At 53.4% G+C, this 19,721-nt stretch carries 15 protein-coding genes; 7 read left to right on the top strand and 8 right to left on the bottom strand.

Annotated features, from left to right (window positions below):
* The 3 genes from BLS51_RS29995 to BLS51_RS18340 form a co-directional block, all read left to right on the top strand.
* Positions 1 to 361: hypothetical protein (locus BLS51_RS29995; RefSeq protein WP_217638343.1), on the top strand; the 361-nt coding region annotated here is incomplete at its 5' end.
* Between the two features lies 1 nt (position 362).
* Complete coding sequence (locus tag BLS51_RS18345) at positions 363 to 2,108, top strand: DNA polymerase (RefSeq protein ID WP_090185877.1); 1,746 nt, start codon at positions 363 to 365, stop codon at positions 2,106 to 2,108.
* A gap of 601 nt (positions 2,109 to 2,709) precedes the next feature.
* Positions 2,710 to 3,948 carry an AAA family ATPase gene (locus BLS51_RS18340; protein WP_139168732.1) on the top strand — a complete coding sequence of 413 codons (1,239 nt, stop codon included), beginning with the start codon at positions 2,710 to 2,712 and terminating at the stop codon, positions 3,946 to 3,948.
* Between the two features lie 236 nt (positions 3,949 to 4,184).
* On the opposite strand, the gene BLS51_RS18335 is transcribed toward BLS51_RS18340, so the two are convergent.
* The 3 genes from BLS51_RS18335 to BLS51_RS18325 form a co-directional block, all read right to left on the bottom strand.
* The gene (locus BLS51_RS18335) at positions 4,185 to 4,601 is read right to left on the bottom strand and encodes a hypothetical protein (RefSeq protein WP_139168731.1); all 417 of its coding nucleotides are present in this window, start codon (positions 4,599 to 4,601) and stop codon (positions 4,185 to 4,187) included.
* A 143-nt stretch (positions 4,602 to 4,744) separates the two neighbouring features.
* Positions 4,745 to 6,394 carry a UvrD-helicase domain-containing protein gene (locus BLS51_RS18330; RefSeq protein ID WP_090185866.1) on the bottom strand — a complete coding sequence of 550 codons (1,650 nt, stop codon included), beginning with the start codon at positions 6,392 to 6,394 and terminating at the stop codon, positions 4,745 to 4,747.
* A 17-nt stretch (positions 6,395 to 6,411) separates the two neighbouring features.
* A complete protein-coding gene (locus BLS51_RS18325; protein ID WP_090185863.1) occupies positions 6,412 to 8,238 on the bottom strand; it encodes an ATP-dependent nuclease in 1,827 nt (608 codons plus the stop codon).
* A 798-nt stretch (positions 8,239 to 9,036) separates the two neighbouring features.
* On the opposite strand from BLS51_RS18325, the gene BLS51_RS18320 reads away from it, so the two are divergent.
* From BLS51_RS18320 to BLS51_RS18310, 3 genes are all read left to right on the top strand, one after another.
* A complete protein-coding gene (locus tag BLS51_RS18320) occupies positions 9,037 to 9,441 on the top strand; it encodes a hypothetical protein (protein WP_139168730.1) in 405 nt (134 codons plus the stop codon).
* 69 nt (positions 9,442 to 9,510) lie between these two features.
* The gene (locus tag BLS51_RS29485; protein WP_139168729.1) at positions 9,511 to 10,365 is read left to right on the top strand and encodes a hypothetical protein; all 855 of its coding nucleotides are present in this window, start codon (positions 9,511 to 9,513) and stop codon (positions 10,363 to 10,365) included.
* 41 nt (positions 10,366 to 10,406) lie between these two features.
* Positions 10,407 to 11,795 (top strand): LPD7 domain-containing protein, encoded by a 1,389-nt coding sequence (locus tag BLS51_RS18310; protein ID WP_090185853.1) that lies wholly within the window; start codon positions 10,407 to 10,409, stop codon positions 11,793 to 11,795.
* 205 nt (positions 11,796 to 12,000) lie between these two features.
* Here the strand turns inward: BLS51_RS18310 and BLS51_RS18305 are convergent, their stop codons facing one another.
* The 4 genes from BLS51_RS18305 to BLS51_RS18290 all read right to left on the bottom strand — a co-directional run bounded on the left by BLS51_RS18305 (position 12,001) and on the right by BLS51_RS18290 (position 17,104).
* Positions 12,001 to 13,314 carry an NAD(P)/FAD-dependent oxidoreductase gene (locus BLS51_RS18305; RefSeq protein ID WP_090185848.1) on the bottom strand — a complete coding sequence of 438 codons (1,314 nt, stop codon included), beginning with the start codon at positions 13,312 to 13,314 and terminating at the stop codon, positions 12,001 to 12,003.
* Positions 13,315 to 13,388: 74 nt separating this feature from the next.
* The gene (locus tag BLS51_RS18300; RefSeq protein WP_090185845.1) at positions 13,389 to 14,840 is read right to left on the bottom strand and encodes an aldehyde dehydrogenase; all 1,452 of its coding nucleotides are present in this window, start codon (positions 14,838 to 14,840) and stop codon (positions 13,389 to 13,391) included.
* 85 nt (positions 14,841 to 14,925) lie between these two features.
* A complete protein-coding gene (locus tag BLS51_RS18295) occupies positions 14,926 to 15,951 on the bottom strand; it encodes a helix-turn-helix transcriptional regulator (RefSeq protein ID WP_090185841.1) in 1,026 nt (341 codons plus the stop codon).
* 13 nt (positions 15,952 to 15,964) lie between these two features.
* A complete protein-coding gene (locus BLS51_RS18290) occupies positions 15,965 to 17,104 on the bottom strand; it encodes an NAD(P)-dependent alcohol dehydrogenase (protein ID WP_090185838.1) in 1,140 nt (379 codons plus the stop codon).
* A 150-nt stretch (positions 17,105 to 17,254) separates the two neighbouring features.
* Between BLS51_RS18290 and BLS51_RS18285 the strand changes: the two genes are divergently transcribed.
* Entirely contained in the window at positions 17,255 to 18,190 is a 936-nt protein-coding gene (locus tag BLS51_RS18285) for a LysR family transcriptional regulator (protein ID WP_090185835.1), read from the top strand.
* Here the strand turns inward: BLS51_RS18285 and BLS51_RS18280 are convergent, their stop codons facing one another.
* Positions 18,191 to 19,720, bottom strand: a complete 1,530-nt coding sequence (locus tag BLS51_RS18280; protein WP_229207635.1) for an MFS transporter — start codon at positions 19,718 to 19,720, stop codon at positions 18,191 to 18,193.
* Between the last annotated feature and the right edge of the window lies 1 nt (position 19,721).

Here is a 19,721-nt window from a genome sequence, read left to right as displayed (position 1 = left end):
CAGGGGAAAATGTACGTCTTTGCTTGCTCATCAAACACCTCTCCATGGCGAGCATTCTCGCCTAAATTGGTGTCCGGGTACATTAAACCACTACACAGTTCCCCAGCCCGGCCGCGATGGAAAAACAAACCCGTGGCATGCGTCGTTTGCTGGCGCTGTAGCCTTTGCGGAAAATTATTGGACGAGAGTGTTCTCGGACATGGCCCAACAGCGGTATCGGACTGAAGTAGCGATGACAGCGACACGAGAGCCTATATGGCCGGATATCTCAATGGAGCAGCTCGTGGAATATGCTTTTCAAGGCCACATCATCGATTCACCCGATCACTTCATCATCAAGAAGATGAAGGGAAATTTTTAAGATGAAGAAGACAGAATTCCGGCAGAACATCTGGGTAGTGGCGTCGGAGATTTCAGAAACCATCCATTCCCCAATCTCACCAAGGTTCGAGGCAATCACAGTCATAAACGTCCAGACAAGCGAGTTGATCGAGGTATCGGCAAGCGATGTGCGGGTCTTGACTAAGTTCCCTATTCCACTGGATGGGACATGCCTGTTGATCTGCTATGACTGTGTCAAGTTCCTCAATGCAATGCGAGCAGAGGGATGGCCTCTGCCCGAGCATTTGATAGATCTACGAAGTGAATTTTTATGCATCACGAATGGATCAGATCGACATTTCGGAACGGGGCTCAATGGCGCGATGCTTTCGTGTGGACTACCTGCGACGTTCAATGAGCCATTATCCGACTGGCCCGGCTGTACCAACAACAACGCGTTTGAGCCTAGTGCTGAGTCAGTGACGCTCTCCTGTAAAAAGAAGGCCATTGGCTGTGCTGCCTTGTTTGATTTCCTGCATAAGTACATAGAATTTGACTTCGCGCTATTGCGAGGAATGTACAGCATCGCAGCCAGCGCCATCGAGAATAACGGTGTACCACTGGATCATGAACTTCTAGAACTTGTCGCAACCCATTGGGATGAAATCAAGCAACGCCTGATTGACGATATAGACGCCGCCTATAGCGTGTTTCGCGATGGAAAATTCGACAGCCAACTTTGGGCGGCTTGGCTGAAGACGCATGGAATCGCGTGGCCGACTTCGGTTGATGGGCTGGACCTTTCCGATGCGAGCTTCAAAAGTATGGCGAAACTGCATCCCGATATAGCGCCGGTCCGCTGGTTGAAAACTTGTGTTGAGAGCGGCTCACCGGATGGGATAGCAATTCATCGAGATGGACGCAGTCGTGCCCCACTCGCAACCTTCTCGTCATCTACATCCAGGAATCAGCCATCAACAAAAAGGTCTGTTTTCGGACGTGCGTCCTGGACGCGGGGTTTCGTCCGGCCGACACCAGGTTACGGAATAGCGTACATCGACTGGGCGCAGCAAGAGTTCGGTATTGCCGCAAGCTTGTCCAGTGACCTAAGGATGCAGGAAGCATACTGCTCTGGCGACCCGTACTTAAAATTCGGGATTCAATCAGGAATCTTGCCAACACATGCGACGCGTGATACGCATCCCGGTCAACGCGAGCTCTTCAAGCAAAGCGTGTTAGCTATCCAATATGGCATAGGGGCGGAAAGCTTGGCTGAGCAGACAGGACAAACGGTGAGTGCCGCAGTTCAGATGCTGCAGCTTCATCGAAATTTGTATTCAACTTTTTGGGCATGGTCCGATGAGATAGTCACCGAAGCACTGCTGGGAGGAAAAATTTGGACGGCCTTCGGTTGGTATCTACACACGAACGCAAAATCGAATGAACGCAGCCTGCGAAACTTTCCAATGCAAGCGAACGGCGCCGAGATGCTTCGGCTCGCTTGCATTCAACTTGTAGACTCCGGCGTTCGTGTCTGTGCAACTATGCATGATGCGCTCCTAATCGAGGCGCCAATCGCCACTCTGCAGCATGAAATTGCAATGACCCAAAAGATCATGGCACAGGCCAGTAAAGACGTGCTTGGCGGTTTCGAAATCCAAACCAGTGTTCAGACCTGCGTCTACCCAAATCGCTTTACTAACACAAGAAACAGCGAGATGTGGAATAAGGTAATGGCCGCTGTCGGGCAACTCCAATCAACCCAAAAATTTCGTGAGGTAGCATGAGCCATAAAACACAGCAAGAAAATACCTGTTACCAAGAACTGGGGCCGATCACCGAAGTTGGCGAAGACGGTTCGCAAACAGCGAAAAAGCTGCGATCGAGCCCAAAGTTTATCAAAGGTCCTATACCATTTTCGTGGCTTCAATCCGCTAGCCAGAGTTTCGGAAGTGGCGCCAATGTGGGAGTTGCAATCTGGTTTTTGGTGGGAGTGAGAGGATCAAGAACGGTAAAAATTTCCAAAGAAGCGATAGACTTATCAGGCTGCACACGACAGACTTTCTACAAGACTTTAGGACAGTTAGAGGAAATAGGCTTAATAGCGGTGACACGCAAACTTGGCCAACGGCCCACGATCACAATCTTGGACTAATAATTTCTCATAGACTGCGCTTAGGCTACTCGGGATGTAGCTAGTGTGCGCAGCCTCTAAATTGCCAAGCCGGAAGTCAGGCATTTCGATGTGCGGAACTGATAGCGCCTATCACATGCATAGAAAACCACAAGTCTTTTCTGCTGAGTCAAAAAAATAAATTAAAAAAAACCGTTGCACATGAAAAAAATATGACTAGAATAAATCTCCTTCCGACTAGGTAGGAGAATAAATTGCAACAACCCATCGCATCAAAATATCATCTTCAATCATGCTTGGAGTTCGGTACAGAAACAGAACCGGTTTCTCAAAAATACGCCCCAAATCCCTTTGAACATATTGCAGCCCACCTAGATTTATCGACGACTCATCCAGGGTATGACACACGTAGAATAGAGGCCGAGCCAGAACGAAAGCCTAAAGCAGCCAGGACTTCACCGGTGGAAGAGCTGGAATATATGCTCTCTGACGACTTTATAGATCCGCTTGAGAAATACGAAGGCGCCGCGATTCGACTCTACAACAAGGAAGATGTATTCACGGCGATCGAGGCGGGAGAGACAAAGGACCCAGAATCGCAAGCAAAACATCTTCGTATCATCAAGAAACTGGTCTCCCACGGGCAATTTAGGAAGTTGGTGGGAATCGACGATGACTTCTTCTTTTGTCTGCGCGCACTTCAGGATGAATATGAGCAATTCGTAGAGGTAACGAAATACATTGCCGGGTGCGCAATGGTCGCTCGGCATCACCGAGATCGCGTGCTTCGCATGGCCCCCATAATTCTGATTGGTGAACCCGGCACTGGGAAAACTGAATTTTCCGTTCAACTATCGAAGGTGCTTAGGACGAGGTTCAAGAAAATAGATATGGGTGCGGCCCAGAACAATTCAGATCTGGCCGGCTCTTCGTCCTTTTATATCAACAGTTCTCCAGGAAAAATATTTATGCTGTTAACAGAGGGCGCGCCCGGCGATCCAGTCGGTAATCCGCTAATCGTCCTAGACGAATTGGATAAAGCCAGCGGAATGTCGAAAAACGATGGTAGCGATCTGACGGCTCCGTTGCTAACATTGCTTGAACGCCATGCTGCAGAGCAATTTGTCGACCTGTGTGTTGACATTCCGGTAGATGTATCCAATTACCTCTATATAGCGACTTGTAACGATCCAGAGATGGTTTCAAGGCCACTTCGCAGCCGCTTCCGTGAGTTTCATATTACGTTAGACGAAGACCAAAAAAGGCGCATAGCCGTACGTATCACCAATCGTCTACTCGATGAGTTGCCCACTGTTGACATTGCTTTTCACCCGTCAGCAATTGACAAGTTGACTGCTCTCGATTCGCCACGGCTTGTCAAGCAGTACGCCTCCGAAGCTGTTGGAAACGCCCTAATAGCACAGCGCGATATCGTTCTACCTACAGACTTCAAAAGCAGCCCTTCCATTCGTCAGAAAATGGGGTTTATCTAGACTTGTGCGGAATTGGACCGGAAGTGCTCTGAGCATCACCGCGCTTTCCAAGCTAGCTTCAGCTCGGGCTATGCGTCAGCGCTGTTTTGAGGCCATTGGGCGCGCTCTACTTGCGCAGCGAGAGGTCGTATCGCCAAGTGACGTCGGAGTTGTGAAAGAAATCCAGAATAACATTTGATTCTCATAGATCGACAGGGGCCACCTCCATCCAATTTAGCCGATCGATACCAGGAGTTCTATAGCTCCTGATTATTCTGATAAAAATATTGGATAAGCTCAGACAAGTCGGTGCCAGCTCCACCTTTTATACCGCTGCCCCCCTGCCCCAAATCCTCCAGAACACGATGTAGCGCAATTAGCTCCACACCATGACTAGCGATTAAATCGAGCTCAGATTGTTCACGAACCACAGCATGGACCAGAACATACTTCCAATTCAGTCCGCGCCATGCCTGGTCGCGCGCGGCACGTTTGGAGGTCGAGAGAAATTTTTTCTCCACCCATGCTGCGACCGACGGTTCGAGTTGCACCAATTGACGCGTCTTCATACTTGTCTTGGTTTTCGCAAACCCCGCCAACGACGTTGCCGGCAACGGCGTGATGTATCCGATCGGCCGGAAGCTAGCTTGCACTTCTACATGCCAAGCTTCCAACGCCCCCCCCGGGGCGAACACCAAGTCAGTCGATCTCGCCGACGCCATGCTTGAGCCCCCGTACGATAAAGAAGCCCTTACGATTTAGCCACTCATCAACCAATGATTCCGCTAGTAGTGCCATCAGATCATCCTAGAGGATATTAGAGCTGCACGGGCACAAGCCCAACGGCGGTAGCCAGAGGCACTAAACGTTCATAGGACTCTAGCGGAACAGCCAGCCAAAAGATGTCACGAGCACGTGTAAGGGCGACGTAACCGATACGACCGCTTTCCGTGGCAGTTCCTGCAATCAATCCCCTCGCGTGAAGCTCCGTTGCGACGTATAGGACAGCGCCGATGCTCTCGCCTTTTACCTGATGCACCGTGTCGACGCGCACCCCATGGCGTGGCTGTACTAAGGGGCTGTCCTCAAGATCGCGTGCAGTTACTCGCCTGCCGATATCAGCGAAAGTAAATCCAAGCGCGCCAAGAGCATCTAACAAGTTTCGTAGATTTTGCTGCAACGCAGGCAACCACTGCGTCCTTGCATTCAGATGGCTGTGTGGGAGGCCATAATCATGATCACAGACAAACATCCAGATCTTCGCTCGGACGCATCTGCCCAATTCGGTGTTGGCCTCTTCAACAAATGCCTTAAACCTCGGGAATGACGGGTCCAGCAAGGCTCCGACGACGGCCACGCACTCCTTGTATGCGAGATGGTACTCGTTTGCCAAGCGATGATCGACCGCCTTAACAAGCGCCTTAACTATGCCCGAACCACGATTGCTTGTGCCGCCCCGTACCTGAGCGACAAGGCTGTGAGCACGGCAAATTACGGCGGCTTCGTCATTCGCATAACCGATAGCATTTACGACGCCATAGAAGCGATCAAGAATAGCTCTAGGTGCTGCCGGGTCATAAGCAACTAAGAAGGCGCCACAATGCGTCTGCAGCGCTCCGCGCGCGGCGACATCGTTACGGCCGGTGAGTTGGTTGGCACACGCTACAATGTGCGGCACAGAACGAAAATTCGTTCTTAACGAATAATGGCCGACCTCTAAGGCTTGTATAAACTCCTGGAGGTACTGCCCTTCACCTCCATTAAATCCAAAGATTGCCTGAGCCGGATCACCGATCAGTGTCACACGCATTCCACTCTGCCGTAGAAGCTGGATTAACGCCCAATCCATTGAGCCGATGTCCTGCGCCTCATCGACAAGTACATGCGGGTACCGCGCAACCAACAGCGGGACTAGAAAAGGCAGCTCAATTAAGGTGCGATGGACCCAGTAGCGCGCAATGTCATAGGTGTAGGCACCAACAGCTCCAATCCGCTCAATCGCCTCTTGAGCGATCGCCCAAGGAACTAGCTGATTATCGAGAAATGCCTGAAATTCCACTCCGTGTCTGCGGATCTTCAAATTGGTAATTGGGTGTGACCTCCTGCCGTGGAACACGTTGAAGCCGGCTAAAAATGGTTCCTCACCCAGCACCAAGAAGGGAGCCACCGCACATCTCATTACGTGGGCGGCGTACGGCATGATCACATAGTGCGTAAAAAACGAATCGAAGGTTTGTACGGTGACACGATTCGCATCTGCGTTCTGCGCGACCAGTCCTCGACGGAAGGTGTTAACGGCCACATTGGAGAACGACAGCAATGCTACTTTCTGGCGGGCCGGTATGCGTTCTAAAACAGCAAGCACGCGCGCGATCGCTGTTTTCGTTTTGCCACTTCCGGCGCCCGCTACCACAGAAAGATCAACTAGCGGAGCGTTGACAACGGCATCTTGGTCTGCAACGGACATAGGAACTCGCTGTGGAATTAGACTGCCTGCGGTGGACGTGGCGCCACCGCTGCCGGAGCAATCTGAGGCGCTAATGGCGGTACCGGCATCTGAATCCAAGTAAACGCTGCTCGGATATGCGGTGGAACAATAAAACCTTCTGGACGGGCACTCAGCCTCTGTGCAAGCTCCTGTGCTAACGCTCCCTTTGAAATATTTGTTGCACCTGCATTTCGCTCGAACATTCCTTGGTACAGCACACGAGCAGCGTTGGTGTTGTCTTGCTCAGCCAATACGGCCGCCCTGAGTCTAACCGCTATCTGCGGATGGAGTTCACTCAAGGCGTCTAGGATCAACGCACGATTTACAGGACCTTGCAAGCCAAGGTCATATTCGAGTGTCTTGGGGCTGATAAACACTTTCCGAAATGCCTCATCCATTTGTTGAATTGAATTCGCGCCGGCAGAAATATCGGCCGCTTGGTTCAAATTTGGAAATGGTATAAGCGTTGGATCTCCATCCGTCAAAGTGGCAACCTTCACCGGCATAGCGGAACGTCCGAACAGCGGCAAGAAACAGTCGAAATTAAGCCCCTCAGCGCTTACTATGGAAAGCCCGAGATGCCGCAAATTGATATTTAGGTAGTCAGCCATCGCTGGTACGAGCGCTCGTTCCGCTGCCCCCTCCACCAAGATCACCGATCTCGCGAAAAACAGGTCCGCACGAGTGACGTCTAGATAGCGCTTCAACTTTTTCTGTCGACGATCATCTAGGACAGCATTCTTAATTGGGAAAGCCGACAGCTTTCCATAGTGCTGGCTCATCCGAATTATGTTTTCCAACTCTGCAAATGCGGCGAAATGTGGACTATGCGTAGTAACGAATATCTGCACTTGCTGCCCGCCTGCGGCGGCTTCCTGCTGCAAATACGCCAGCAAAATAGACTGCAATTGAGGATGGAGATGCGCCTCGGGTTCTTCGACGATCAGGCAACGATACACGACTTCGCCACTTAGCGACAACTCGCCTAAGACGGCAGCCATGTAAATGAGATTGTTATAGCCGAGACCATTTCTCTCAATATCAAATCCGTCAGCAAGGATGGCTAACCGTGATGCGACCTTTCCGATATCTAGTGGACTGAGATTTAGATCCAGTTGCTGCGAAAGTGCAGCTCCTAGCATTTCATTATATCTTTGAGATATGGCATCTTTAGCAGCGGTAATTGGCTGAGCCGCTCCTAATTGCTCGTCGACAAGTCCAAGTATTTGATTACATGCTTCTAGCCCATCAGGAGTGGCAACTCGTTGTAATAATCGTGCCAACAGACTTCTCATTCCAGGTTTTAAAGCTTTAGAAGCATCACGCAAAGGCGGCAAATAAATACTTCGAAGTTGCTCCACCATTTCGGCAGTCATCGAAATAGCAGCGCGATCGCCGCAAAGTCGCCGAGCCTTGAAACGCCCCATCGGATCGGGTGCTTCAAAGTGGACCAAGAATTCAGCTGAAAATGTACCGGCATCTTGAGGCAGCACAGCGCCCATAAAATGTGCAGCTTGCTCGATATTTAAATTACTAAATACAAATCGGAATGAAATAGAAAGTATATTCTGGTTATGAGCGTCTTCCAGACCTAAACGAATATAGGCATCTTCTGGCGCAGTAAGCAGAGTCCGCAACGCGTCAACAATGGTTGTCTTTCCTATATTATTTTCGCCCAATATTATATTTAATCCATGCGAAAAATCAATTGACAAAAAATCGATTTTCCGAAAATTCTTTATCTCAAGCTTAGCAAGATACATCGTCTTTTTATTCCTTCCAAAAAACCAGATACCTAAATTAAAAATCTGAAATTCGTGCATTAAGTCATGTAGGAATTATCCTACAGATAATATCATTCTCTATTACGTCAAAAATCACACATTGTCACCATTGTCACCTTTGTCACTGCACAAGCTTTTTCGAGAACGCCAGGCAACACGCTTGTTGCTTCCTCACAATCTCAGGTCGCAGCCCAGGCCACTCTATGCTGCGGCTTCCGATACCCGCGTGAGAGACTATCGGCAAAGTTAAGCCTCAAGTGATTCAGGTATATCAAGTCATATGCTAGTTTAGATTTAGGCACTTTCAAGGCACTTTCAAGGCACTTTCAAGGCACTCTCGAGGCACTCTCGAGGCACTCTCGAGGCACTTTCAAGGCACTCTCGAGTCACTTCTCGTCGCACTCCTGAGGCACTTTTCCGGTAGCACCGAGGATTAAGCAGTTTCTCGGATGTTCTTGCGCGCGGCAAAATGTCAAGATTTCCCAATCGTTCAACCCTCGCCTTTAAATCTTAGGCGCCAGCATATCTAATGAAGTTGCTGTCATCAGTATTTGAGTAGCACCGTGTTACAAAACACAAAAAAGATTAATTAAAGGAAATTTATAGCAATAAATTTCTCCAGAAAATACGAAAAAGACGCAATTTCTTTCCCACCCTGAAATTCTGCGAACAGGGAGGGGTAGAATAATTCTCTGTATAGCAGGTTTATGAAAAAGTACATTTTTAAAAACCAAGGCACGCCAGATGTCTAGCAACCGTTCCGGTTACTAGACATCGCTTTGCAAAAGGCTGCGCCTTTTAATCCCTATGGCGGTGCTAACGCACCGGGAGAAACAAATGACAAGAAGATCACAACTTAATTTTCGGCTTAGCCCGGAAGAAATTGATGAATTTAAAGAAATTTCTCAAGGTTTCGGAATGTCCACCACAGAATACTTTCGAGCAAAGTTTCTGGACATCGGCAACGGTGGTGAGCCTAGTCCTCTTATATCAATAGAAGAGCTAGAAAGGAGAGCTAAGCTAGCAGAAAAAATTATCAAACAGCATGAAATAGATAAAAATCCTGGCAAAAATCGACTGACACTGCTCAACTACAGTAACCTAATCAATTTGAAGATCGAAGAAATCGCAGCATATGTTTCTCGCCCGACCTTAGTCCATCAAGATGCTGCCAAGGTTGACGAGGTTATTAAAATGCTATCAAATATACAGCAGTACATTGATGGCGAATTTTCTTGTTGAGAGCAACAAAAATTTAACCGGAAACGAGTCACCAAATAGAACATCAACCGTAGTCAGAAGGAGTAAAAAATGGCATTAATAAGAATCAGAGGAAATTTTGATGGGATAGTTAACTATCTAAAAAATGGGAATAAATCCGGTCGCCTAGAAGGGAGAGACGAGTTGGATGACCGGTTTACCTTATGTGGAAATATCGATTTACTTGATCAGTCGATTAAATCAATTCACAGCGACAGAATTAGATACACACATGTGACAATTAGCTTTAAAGACGATGGCGTTGATGAAAAAACATTGAAGAAAATTGTCGATTATTATCGAGACTTAATTTTTAACGCATACCGGGAAGATGAGTATCTTTACTACGCTGAGGCCCACATCCCGAGGATAAAAAAAGTTATAGGAAAAAATGGAATAGTTCGATCTAGAAAACCACACTGCCATATAGTGGTTCCTAATATTAACTTAAAAACCGGAAAAGCGATGAATCCGTGGGGAGGTGTGCATAAACATCATTTAGAATTTCATGATGCCATTCAGGAAGCAATATGCGCAAAATTTGGCTCGATATCACCAGCATTAAGCAGAAGAACTGACTTCAATATGGAATCCGATGTACTGGAAGGATATCGTGGCGATGTGTTTTTGGATAATAAAAAACACATAAAACAAATTGTATTGGACGAAATTATTGAGAAAAACATGAGCTCGAAAGCTGAATTGCGAACATTCCTGCGCACACTGGGCGAGACTAAAACACGAAACCGTGGGAAACTCAACGAGTACGAGGCAATCAAACCCACAGGAGCAGAAAATTTTACGAACCTGCGCGAGTATGTCTTTACTCAAGAATTTCTGAAGTTAACGCCCAGCTCAAAAAAAAAGCACTCTCTGAGCAGGAAGTTGAATCCTACTGCTCAGTAGGCCCACCGACATCAGCAGCCTCTACTGTCGAGGCTCGACTGATGGAGTGGCGTCAGCTGAGATCACGGCAGATTAAATATCTGGATGGGAACTTGCCGGCGAAGTACAGGGCACTATCGGATGCAGATAAAGTACATTTTCTGGACGCTAGAGAAGCGGCATACTATCGCCTCCTGGACGGCGTTATCGATACATTCAATGGCGATCTCATGGTTGCCCCAAAGTCGCTGCAGACAGCCAGAGAAGAACTCGGCATACAGCTCCCTCCGCGACGAGAAATGGGCCCAAAGTTTGACACCGCGATTTCACGCCTGATCTGGGTTAGAGAGGACAATGCTGCTGCGGCTGCCGGCTCACCCGAAAATGATCTGGTGCCGGTTTGGAATCGCAATGTGGACTTGGACTTTTTGTTGGCAGAACTCGTCATCACACATGGACTATTGCGTGAAAAGTATCGAACCGACCAACAGGTAACCCCTAGCCCGCGATCAACACGCAAGAACCTTATCCTATGCGGAAAAACATGGTTGAGCGCAAGCGACTTTCTACGGCTAGAGATGCGTATGCCTTGGCCTAAAGCTTGTGAGTACCTACGACAAACAGTCGAAAAGCAAGCCCAGTTCAGGGCCAATATGAATCGCCGTAGCGGTATTCCCGACTTGGTGCTCTGGAGGCGGTTCAGCAATGACCTCACCAGAACCCGACGAGCATTGCAGGCGGAAGTCCAGCGTTTGATTGAGGACATCAACAAACTTACCGCAGATGCAAAGCAGGAGGAACACATGCTCAGGAGCTACGAACGCTTTACTATGTTCCAAATAAAAATGCCGAAACATGTGCGCGAGCTGTTTTTGGCTTTGATCGACAATCGATACGACGAGCGAAAAATGCAGCTTGCGATGGACGTACGAGATAACCGGAGGCAGATAAAAATACGGAGCATCCAATTGTCGAGTTGGAATCTATACCTATCCTATCTCCACAAATGCGCATCAGCGGTACCTGCATGTCTGGAGGAGCTCCGGAAACATGCGCCCGCCAAGAAGATCCCTTCGACCCGACTCCACTTCCGGGGTAGAGCTGACGCTCCAGCGGTAATCCAATCGAAGACCTTGGGTGAGCTAGACCTCAAAATACGCGTAGCCGAAGATGGCGATGTCATCTACCTGCGCAATGACGTGCCATATCTTATAGATGATGGTAACCATATAATTGTCGACGAACCTGACAGCGGCAGAGCAATCACTACGGGGTTGAAGCTTGCTAGCATACGATGGGGCTCCGCATATACTGTGGAAGGCCCGACTGAGTGGCGCCGGGCCGCCCGAGCTTTGGTTGCGATCCCAAGGCCCTCCTCCGTCAAAGTTACAGGCCAAGACAGCGCTCAGAGGTCATCTCTTAGCGGAGATGTGAAGCTTCGTCCATCGTGATCTCTCATCAGAGACAATTCATAATACCGCTTGAGCGATCCTGCGCAAGCAGGCCGGCGGCGTCAGCGACTAATCAATCGACTTGGACCGACTCCTCTGGCCAGCATCGCTGGGAATCAATTTTCCAGCAGAGCGTGGGAACCCCAACGGCATATCGCCTCGCTCGCAATGCAATGCAAGGGCAAACACACATCGCAGCATTTACTCAATAATGCAACTTCACAAGCGCCGTGTTTCGACGAACCAGTACCCTAGCGATTGCGAGACCACATGTACGCGCCCACCCAAGTACAGCGCCATGGTGCAGCAAATGTAAACTTACATAGAGCATCCTGGCTAAGCCGCCCCGAACGAACCACGAGCGGCCTTTTAGCGAGCCCATCAAAGTTCCGACGCTGGAGGCCATGCCCAGCGACACCAATGAGCCATAGTCACGATAGATATACGCAGCCCTCACAGACTGGCCGCGTCGGTGCTCATATATAAATGACCTGTACAAATAGTCAGCTTGCTGGTGTGCCGCCTGAGCACGCGGCGGCACCCGGCTGCCATCGGCCATGACGCAAGCTGCGCAGTCGCCGATGGCGTAGATATCGGCTTGTCCCTTAACCTGCAATCGGTTAGTGACCTCCAGTTGACCGGATGGCGTAGTTGGCAATCCTAGCTTGGCCAGGAAGGCCGGCGCTTTGATGCCAGCAGCCCAGACGCATATTTGATATGGATAGACCTGCCCTGATGTATCGATCACCTGATCACGGGTTATCCGCTCCACGCGACATGCTGGCACGACCTTGATGTGCCGCTCCTCCAGCAACTTTGTGGCAGTGGCGGCGACCCGCTCTGGCAACGGCGGCAGAATACGTGGCGCGCCTTCCAGCAGGGTAATTCGAATATCTTTGCTCGGGTCTAACTGGCGAAACCCATAATCCAGATAGCGGCTGCTGGCCTCCCGCAACTCTGCCGCCAGCTCAACCCCAGTAGCGCCGCCGCCAATGATAATTACATCCACGCCAACGTCAGGCGTGCGTTCTTTCTGATTTTCAGCCCATGTCATCTGCTTCAGCATCTCACGCCGAAACTGCTCTGCATCGCCCGGTCCATTCAATGAAATAGTATTCTCCGCAGCGCCAGGCGTGTTGAAGTAGTGCGAGGTGCTACCAACTGCGATGCATAACTTGGAATACGAAAGCTCTCGTTCCGGTATGATTTCGTTGCCCGAGTGAGCTTCCACTGCAGACACGACGATAATCTTGTTTTTGGCATCCAGCCTGCTGAACGAACCGTAAATAAAGGTGAAGTCGTTCTGATGTGCCAGCATCGCATAAGGTAGCCCCTCCCGATGCATGTCCATGGTTCCTGCGGCGACCTCATGCAAAGAAGGTTTCCATATGTGATAGAAGGATTGATCCACCAACGTCACTCGGTCGCGTCCAAGCTTGCGTCCAAGTTTGCAGGCAAGTTCCAGCCCGCCCGCGCCGCCGCCGACAATAATAATATTGTCTGAATTCTTGTTATTCATGGTACTCCCTGATTACGCCCTCATCTGCCGGACGCAAACGTCTCGGCAGATGGCGCGCCCTGAAAATTCGGACGTTAGAACGGATAGGTTTGCGAATTAGGCGAGATCGAAATCCACTTCAGATCCGTGAATTCATCGATCACCGCGCGGCCGTCGAACTTGCCATAGCCGCTTTGCTTGAAACCGCCGTATGGCGATTGCGCTTCATTCTGGACGGTCGGGCCGTTGATGTGGCAGGCGCCGGCGTCAATTTGCAGGGCTACCGCCAGCGTGCGATCCAGATCGCGGCCGAAAACGGCCGACGACAGGCCATATTCGGTGTCGTTGGCAACCCGTACCGCTTCTTCGGTGCCCTTGACGCGCACCACGGTCGTGACTGGACCAAAGGTTTCCTCGGCATAGATTTTCATCTCCGGCGTGACGTGATCGAGGATCGTCGCCGGCATCATCGCGCCTTCCGCTGCACCGCCGCAGACCAATACCGCGCCTTTGCCGACGGCATCGTCAATCAGCGCGTTTAGCCGCTTGCCCGTGGCGGCATTGATCACTGGACCGATGACCAGCCCAGGCGTGGTGGCAGGGTCGCCAGCCGGCAAGGCGCGTGCCCGTTCAGCGAACTTGGCCACGAATTCATCAGCCACTTTCTCATCGACCACCAAGCGCTCGGTCGACATGCAGATCTGTCCTTGATACAAGAATGAGCCGAAAGCGGCGGCGCGCGCCGCTGCGTCCAGGTCAGCGTCATCGAGCACGACCAGCGGCGCCTTGCCGCCCAGCTCCAGCAGACAACGTTTCAGTTCGGTCGCGGATTTCTCCGCAATGATGCGGCCGACGCGGGTCGAGCCGGTGAAGTTGATGCGACGCACCGCCGGATGAGCGATCAGAGTATCGATGATCTGTGCCGCATCTTCCGGGGCGTTGGTAACAAAGTTCAATGCACCCGGCGGCAGACCGGCGTCCAGCAACGCCTGCGCCACCAGCAGATGGGTGTGCGGGCTCGCTTCCGAGGCACGGAACAGCACGGTGTTGCCGCATGCCAGCGGATAGGCGATGGCGCGGGCGGCCAGCACCACTGGGCCATTCCATGGCACGATGCTGAGCACCACACCCGCTGGCTGGCGCACGGTCATCGAGAAGCCGCCCGGTTTGTCAGTTGGGATCGTTTCGCCCTGGATCTGCGTCGTCAGGCCGGCCGCTTCGCGGAACAGGCCAGCGGCCAGTTGCACATTGAAGCCAGCCCACAATTCCGACGAGCCCACTTCACGCGCCATCACCTTGATAAATTCCGGCATTTTGGCTTCGAGCGCATCTGCGGCTTTCAACAGGATGGCACGACGTTCAGTCGGACTGGTCTTCGACCAGGTCTTGAATGCTTCAGCTGCCGAGTCAGCAGCGGCGATCGCATCTTTCAAGGTGGCGGCGGCAGCCACCGTGATGACCTCGCCGCTGGTCGGGCTGACCCGGCTGAAAGTGGCGCCGTTGCTGGCGTTGACGGCCTGGTTATCGATGATGAGTTTGGTTTCCATCTAAATCTCCTGTTCGTTTCGAAAGGCGGAAAGCGCCTTCGCTTTTCGCTCTACAAGGAGATTAGTCTTGTCCGCCGCAGCGGTCTTACGGAAGCTGGACGGAAGGCTGACGGATTTCTGCCAATTGCAGCTGGCGGGTCGCGGACGGCGTCTCGCCGAAGGTCTGGCGGTACTTGCGGTTGAATTCGCCCAGATGGCTGTAGCCCCAGCCGAAGGCGATATCGGCGATGGTCTTGCGTTGCTCAGCATGATTACTGAGTTCAGCCCGGATCTTCTCCATGCGTAGGCGGTGCACGTATTGCATGGGAGCGAGCTCGCCGGCCGTCTCGAAGGCGCGCGCCAGTGTCCGCACGCTGCAATGTGCGGCATCGGCGATATCGCCCAGCGTCAGCTCATCGGCGAGATGACGGTCGATGTAATCAGCGGCGTCGCGGAAATGGCGTAGCACCAGCTCGCGCCGCGTGTCGTGCTGCGTCGCGAGATAGTTGTGCGGTTGGATATTCAGCAGCGTCAGCATCAGGTGCTCTTCCAGCGTCGCCAGCTCTTGGGAAGTAACCGGCGACACGTCGGCGCCGTTCAATGTCACCAGCAGATAGCGCACCAGTGCGGCCCAACGCTGCGACGCCCCCGGCGCCGTCATGGCGGGGCCGAAATGCAGGCGCTGCGCATGGTCCTCGCCGTACAGGCGCGCCCCCAGTTGCTCCAGGCGTTTGCGGCTGAAGCGTAGCTTCAGCACTTCAGTGTCCGGCGCGTAGACGAAAGTCGGTTGGTCTTCCGCGTGGGCGATCAAGGTCTCGCCCACGCTGGCCTCGAACACACCCTGGCGGCCGGAGATGGCGGCGGTGCCCCGAATCGCGGTGGTGACCAGCAGGCCATCGTCCATGCCCGACGGCACAATGTCGACAGCACGGCCGAACGCCAGGGTGGACACCGCCACCGTACCGCAGAGTGCGGCACGGATGCAGACCGTACCCACCGCATCGCGCGCCTGCTGATAGGCGCGGAATGGTCCTTGCAGACCTTCCAGTATCGGGCTGGCCGCGCCTAGATCGGCGTCGGCCACCTTAGTGTAGCGCTCGGATAACTGCAGCAGCGGTGATAGGTCGACCATGCGGGCCTTGTCGTTATGCCTTGGCAGGTTCGAAGCGCAGGATCGGCTTGATGGTCACGCCGCTTTCGCTATCGGCCATTGCCTCGTTGAGCTGCTCGAACGGATAGAACTTGACCAGCCGGTCAAACGGAAAGCGGCCTTGCATGAACAATTCGATCAACTGTGGAATGAAGGTGCGCGACACAACGTCACCCTGAACGATGCCCATGATGCGGCGGCCAGGAATCATCACGTCGTTGACGTTGAACGCTGCCTCGGTACCCTCGCGGGTCGCGCCCACGATACCGCAGGTACCCAGGGTGCCCAGGCTGTCGATGGCTTGACGCAACACTTCCGCGCGGCCGCTGCATTCCAGCGTGAAGTCGGCGCCGCCAGTCAGCTTGCGTACCTCGGCGACCGGATCGGTCTCCTTGCTGTTGATGGCGTGCGTGGCGCCCAGTTCCAGGGCCAGTTGCAGTCGTGCCGGGTTGACGTCGACCGCGATGATGCGGGTGGCGCCGGCCACGCGCGCGGCCATGATGGCGGCCAGGCCGACCGCGCCGGTGCCGAATGCCACGAACGAGGCGCCGGCGTGGACTTTCAATGCGTTCAGCACCGCGCCTGAACCGGTCTGGATGCCGCAACCGAGTGGCCCGAGCAGTTCCAGCGGCACATCCTTGCGCACCTTGACGACATTCAACTCGCTGGCGATGGCGTGTGTGGCAAACGACGACTGGCCAAAGAAGTGGTCATGCAATTCACCACCCTCGTGATTGCAGGCCGACGACGAGCCGTCGAGCCGGCCACCGGCGAAGTTCAGTTCCCCCATGTGCTCGCAGTGGGCCGGATGGCCGGTGGCGCATGGTGCGCACAGGCCGCAATAGGCGTAAGTCATGACGACGTGATCGCCGACTGCCACGGTGGTGACGCTCCGGCCGATTTTTTCGACAACGCCGGCGCCTTCATGGCCCAGGATCATCGGCATCGGGGTTTTGAACATTTGGTCGCGTACCACCATGTCGGTATGGCATACGCCGGTCGCCACCATCCGCACCAGCACTTCGGTATCGCGCGGCATTTCCAGCGATGCGGCTTCAAACGTCAGCGGTTGGTGGGCTTCGTGCAGCACAGCGGCACGGATGGCCTGGCGCTCGGTTTGGGTTTCTTTGGTCATGTAAATCTCCTCTGTTTGATCAATGTCACTTCGGGAGTATAGGGACGGAATCGTGGTCTGAAAAATACCGTTTTGATTAACGTTATATCGCTTTGATATATTCATCACTACACCACCGTTCCGGAACCAAATAATTATCTATAATGCGATATGGACCTCAAACGATTACGTTACTTTGCGACTGTCGCCCGCCTCGGCAGCTTTACGGCTGCGGCCGAGGCGCTGCATATGGCGCAGCCTCCCTTGAGCCAGCGGATTCAGGAGCTGGAAGCCGAGGTTGGTACAGCATTGCTGAACCGAGAGCAGCGGCCGCTGGCGTTGACGGCGGCGGGAAGGGTGTTCTACGAACAGGCGGTGCAGATACTGCAGCAGGCCGATGCGATGATGGCCAGCATGCGGCGCATCGTGAATAACGAGCGCGCGACCTTTACCTTTGGCGTAGTGCCGGCGAATTTTCACGGCAACCTGTCGGCGATCATCCGGCAATTTCGCCAGGCGCTGCCGCGCATCGACATCCGCATGCTGGAAATGAATAGCGCGGAACAGGCTGTCGCTTTGCGCGAAGGACGCATCGACGCCGGCATCAGCCGCGTGGAAATACCGACCGACGGCATACAACGCATTGTTTTACGCCACGAGCCGATGATCGCCGCCCTGCCCTTCGATCATCCGCTGGCGCTGCTGGAAGAAGGACTGCCGCTCGACGCCTTGAAAGACGAGCCTTTCCTCGTCTACACTAGCAAGCCCCGCCCCAGCCTCGCCGACCATGTATTGGAGCAGCTCCAGGAGCGCGGCATCACCTTGTCCAATATGCTGGAGGTAGACCAATATGACACAGCGCTGATCATGATCGCCGCCGGTTGCGGAGTGTCCATCGTGCCGGCGGCAGCGCGAATGGTTGCCGCGGCAGGCGTGGCGTACCGGCCGCTGGCGGAGCCGGTGACCTGTCCCATCGTCCTATGCCACCGCCAGACCGACACCTCTGCCGAGCTGCGGACACTGTACTTCGTGCTGGCGCAATTCCTGTATGACCGGGGCCATCCCGTACCGAGCGAACTGCAGAGCGGCATGCTGCGCCTGAACTGATTACTTCAACGCGCGCTGCAGCACCATCACCACTGCGCCGACCACGCCGATACCTGCAACGATCCAGAAATGATCCAGTGTCGCGAGCAGCGTGACCTGCTGCGTCAGCGATTGCGCCAGTCCGGCGGACGCCAATGCCGCCGACTGCGCGGCGCCAGTCTGGGCGTAGGCTTCGCTCATCTGCCGCAGCGACTTTTCGTAGAATGGGTCGCCGGCAACGAAGTGGCTATTCATCACTGAAGAATGCATCGCCGTTCGGGTTTGCAGCAACAGCGTCGCCAGCGAAATCCCGAGGCTGCCGCCAAACTGCGCCAACATGTTTTTCACCTGCTGCGCGTGGGAAAAGACGGTTTCATGATGTTGCACTTCGCGGAACGTATGCATTGCGGTCGTGGCCAGCACCAGCATCACGAATACGCCGTACGCTGCCAGCGCCGGTACGAAGTCGGTCCACAAATTGGCGCTGGGACTGAAGTTGGCGATGCGCCAGCCGAAGATCGCCAGTGCCGTAAAGCCGATCAGATAATATTTTTTCGCTGCGGGTTTCTTTGGCAAGATGACCGCCATCACCGCCCAGGTCAGCACGGTGGTGGCCAGTCCGGTTGCCTGCACCTGGCCGATCACTTCCCACGGGAACCCGAGACCGCGTTGCAGCAACGCCGGCAGCATGTAGTTGGTCGCCGCCATCAATGTGTAGCAAGCAGTGAACAGCGCCACGCCGCTCCAGTAACGGGTATTGTGCAAGCTGCCGATATTGAGCAGGGTCCGCTTGTGCGCGTGCATGGCGTGGACAAAATACGCCAGCGCCATCAATCCCAGTACGCCAGCGGATGCCAGCATCGCGAAGTCACCGTAGAAATCGTAATAGGATCGCTGCAATGCGTAGAGCACTACGAAAGTACCGGCGATCAGCACCATCAGCAGCACCGGATGCGATTCGGTGTGCAGTTCGCGCGCCGGCGTTTCCACTGGCAGGCAGACCAGCGCCAGCACACTGGCGACCGCGCCAAGAATAATCAGAATGCCAAAAATCCAGCGCCAGCTATCGTGCGAAATGGCCACTGACGACAGCCACGGCGCGCTGGAGCTGCCCACCGCCAGCGCCGTGGCGAAGTAGCGTATCCCGGTGAACCGCTTCGGACTGGGCGGGAACAAATTCACCAACACCCGCGCCGATGTCATCAAGGTGCCGCCACCCATCGCCATGCACACGCGCCCGGCCATGAATTCCAGATAGGTAGTCGATACCGCGCACAGCGCCGCCCCGAGCATGAAGAATGCCAGCGACAGCATCACAAAGCGGCGCCATCCGAGGCGCTCGGCGAACCAGCGCTGCTTCGCGATCGCCGCGATGGCGACGCAGGCATAGGTGGCGCTGATCAGACTGAATTCCTCAGGCGCCGCGCCGATCTCCCCCATGATCGGACCGGCGCCAAAGGCGATCATCCCGCTCTGCAAATATTCGATCGAGGTGAGCGTAAAGATCGTGAACAGCAGTATTTGCGGATAGCGCGGCATGTTCTGCATCATC

The organism is Duganella sp. OV510 (genome assembly GCF_900100205.1).
Lineage (GTDB): Bacteria > Pseudomonadota > Gammaproteobacteria > Burkholderiales > Burkholderiaceae_D > Rugamonas.
Note: the sequence above shows the minus strand (reverse complement) of the source record. Positions and strands in the feature narration are given on the sequence as shown.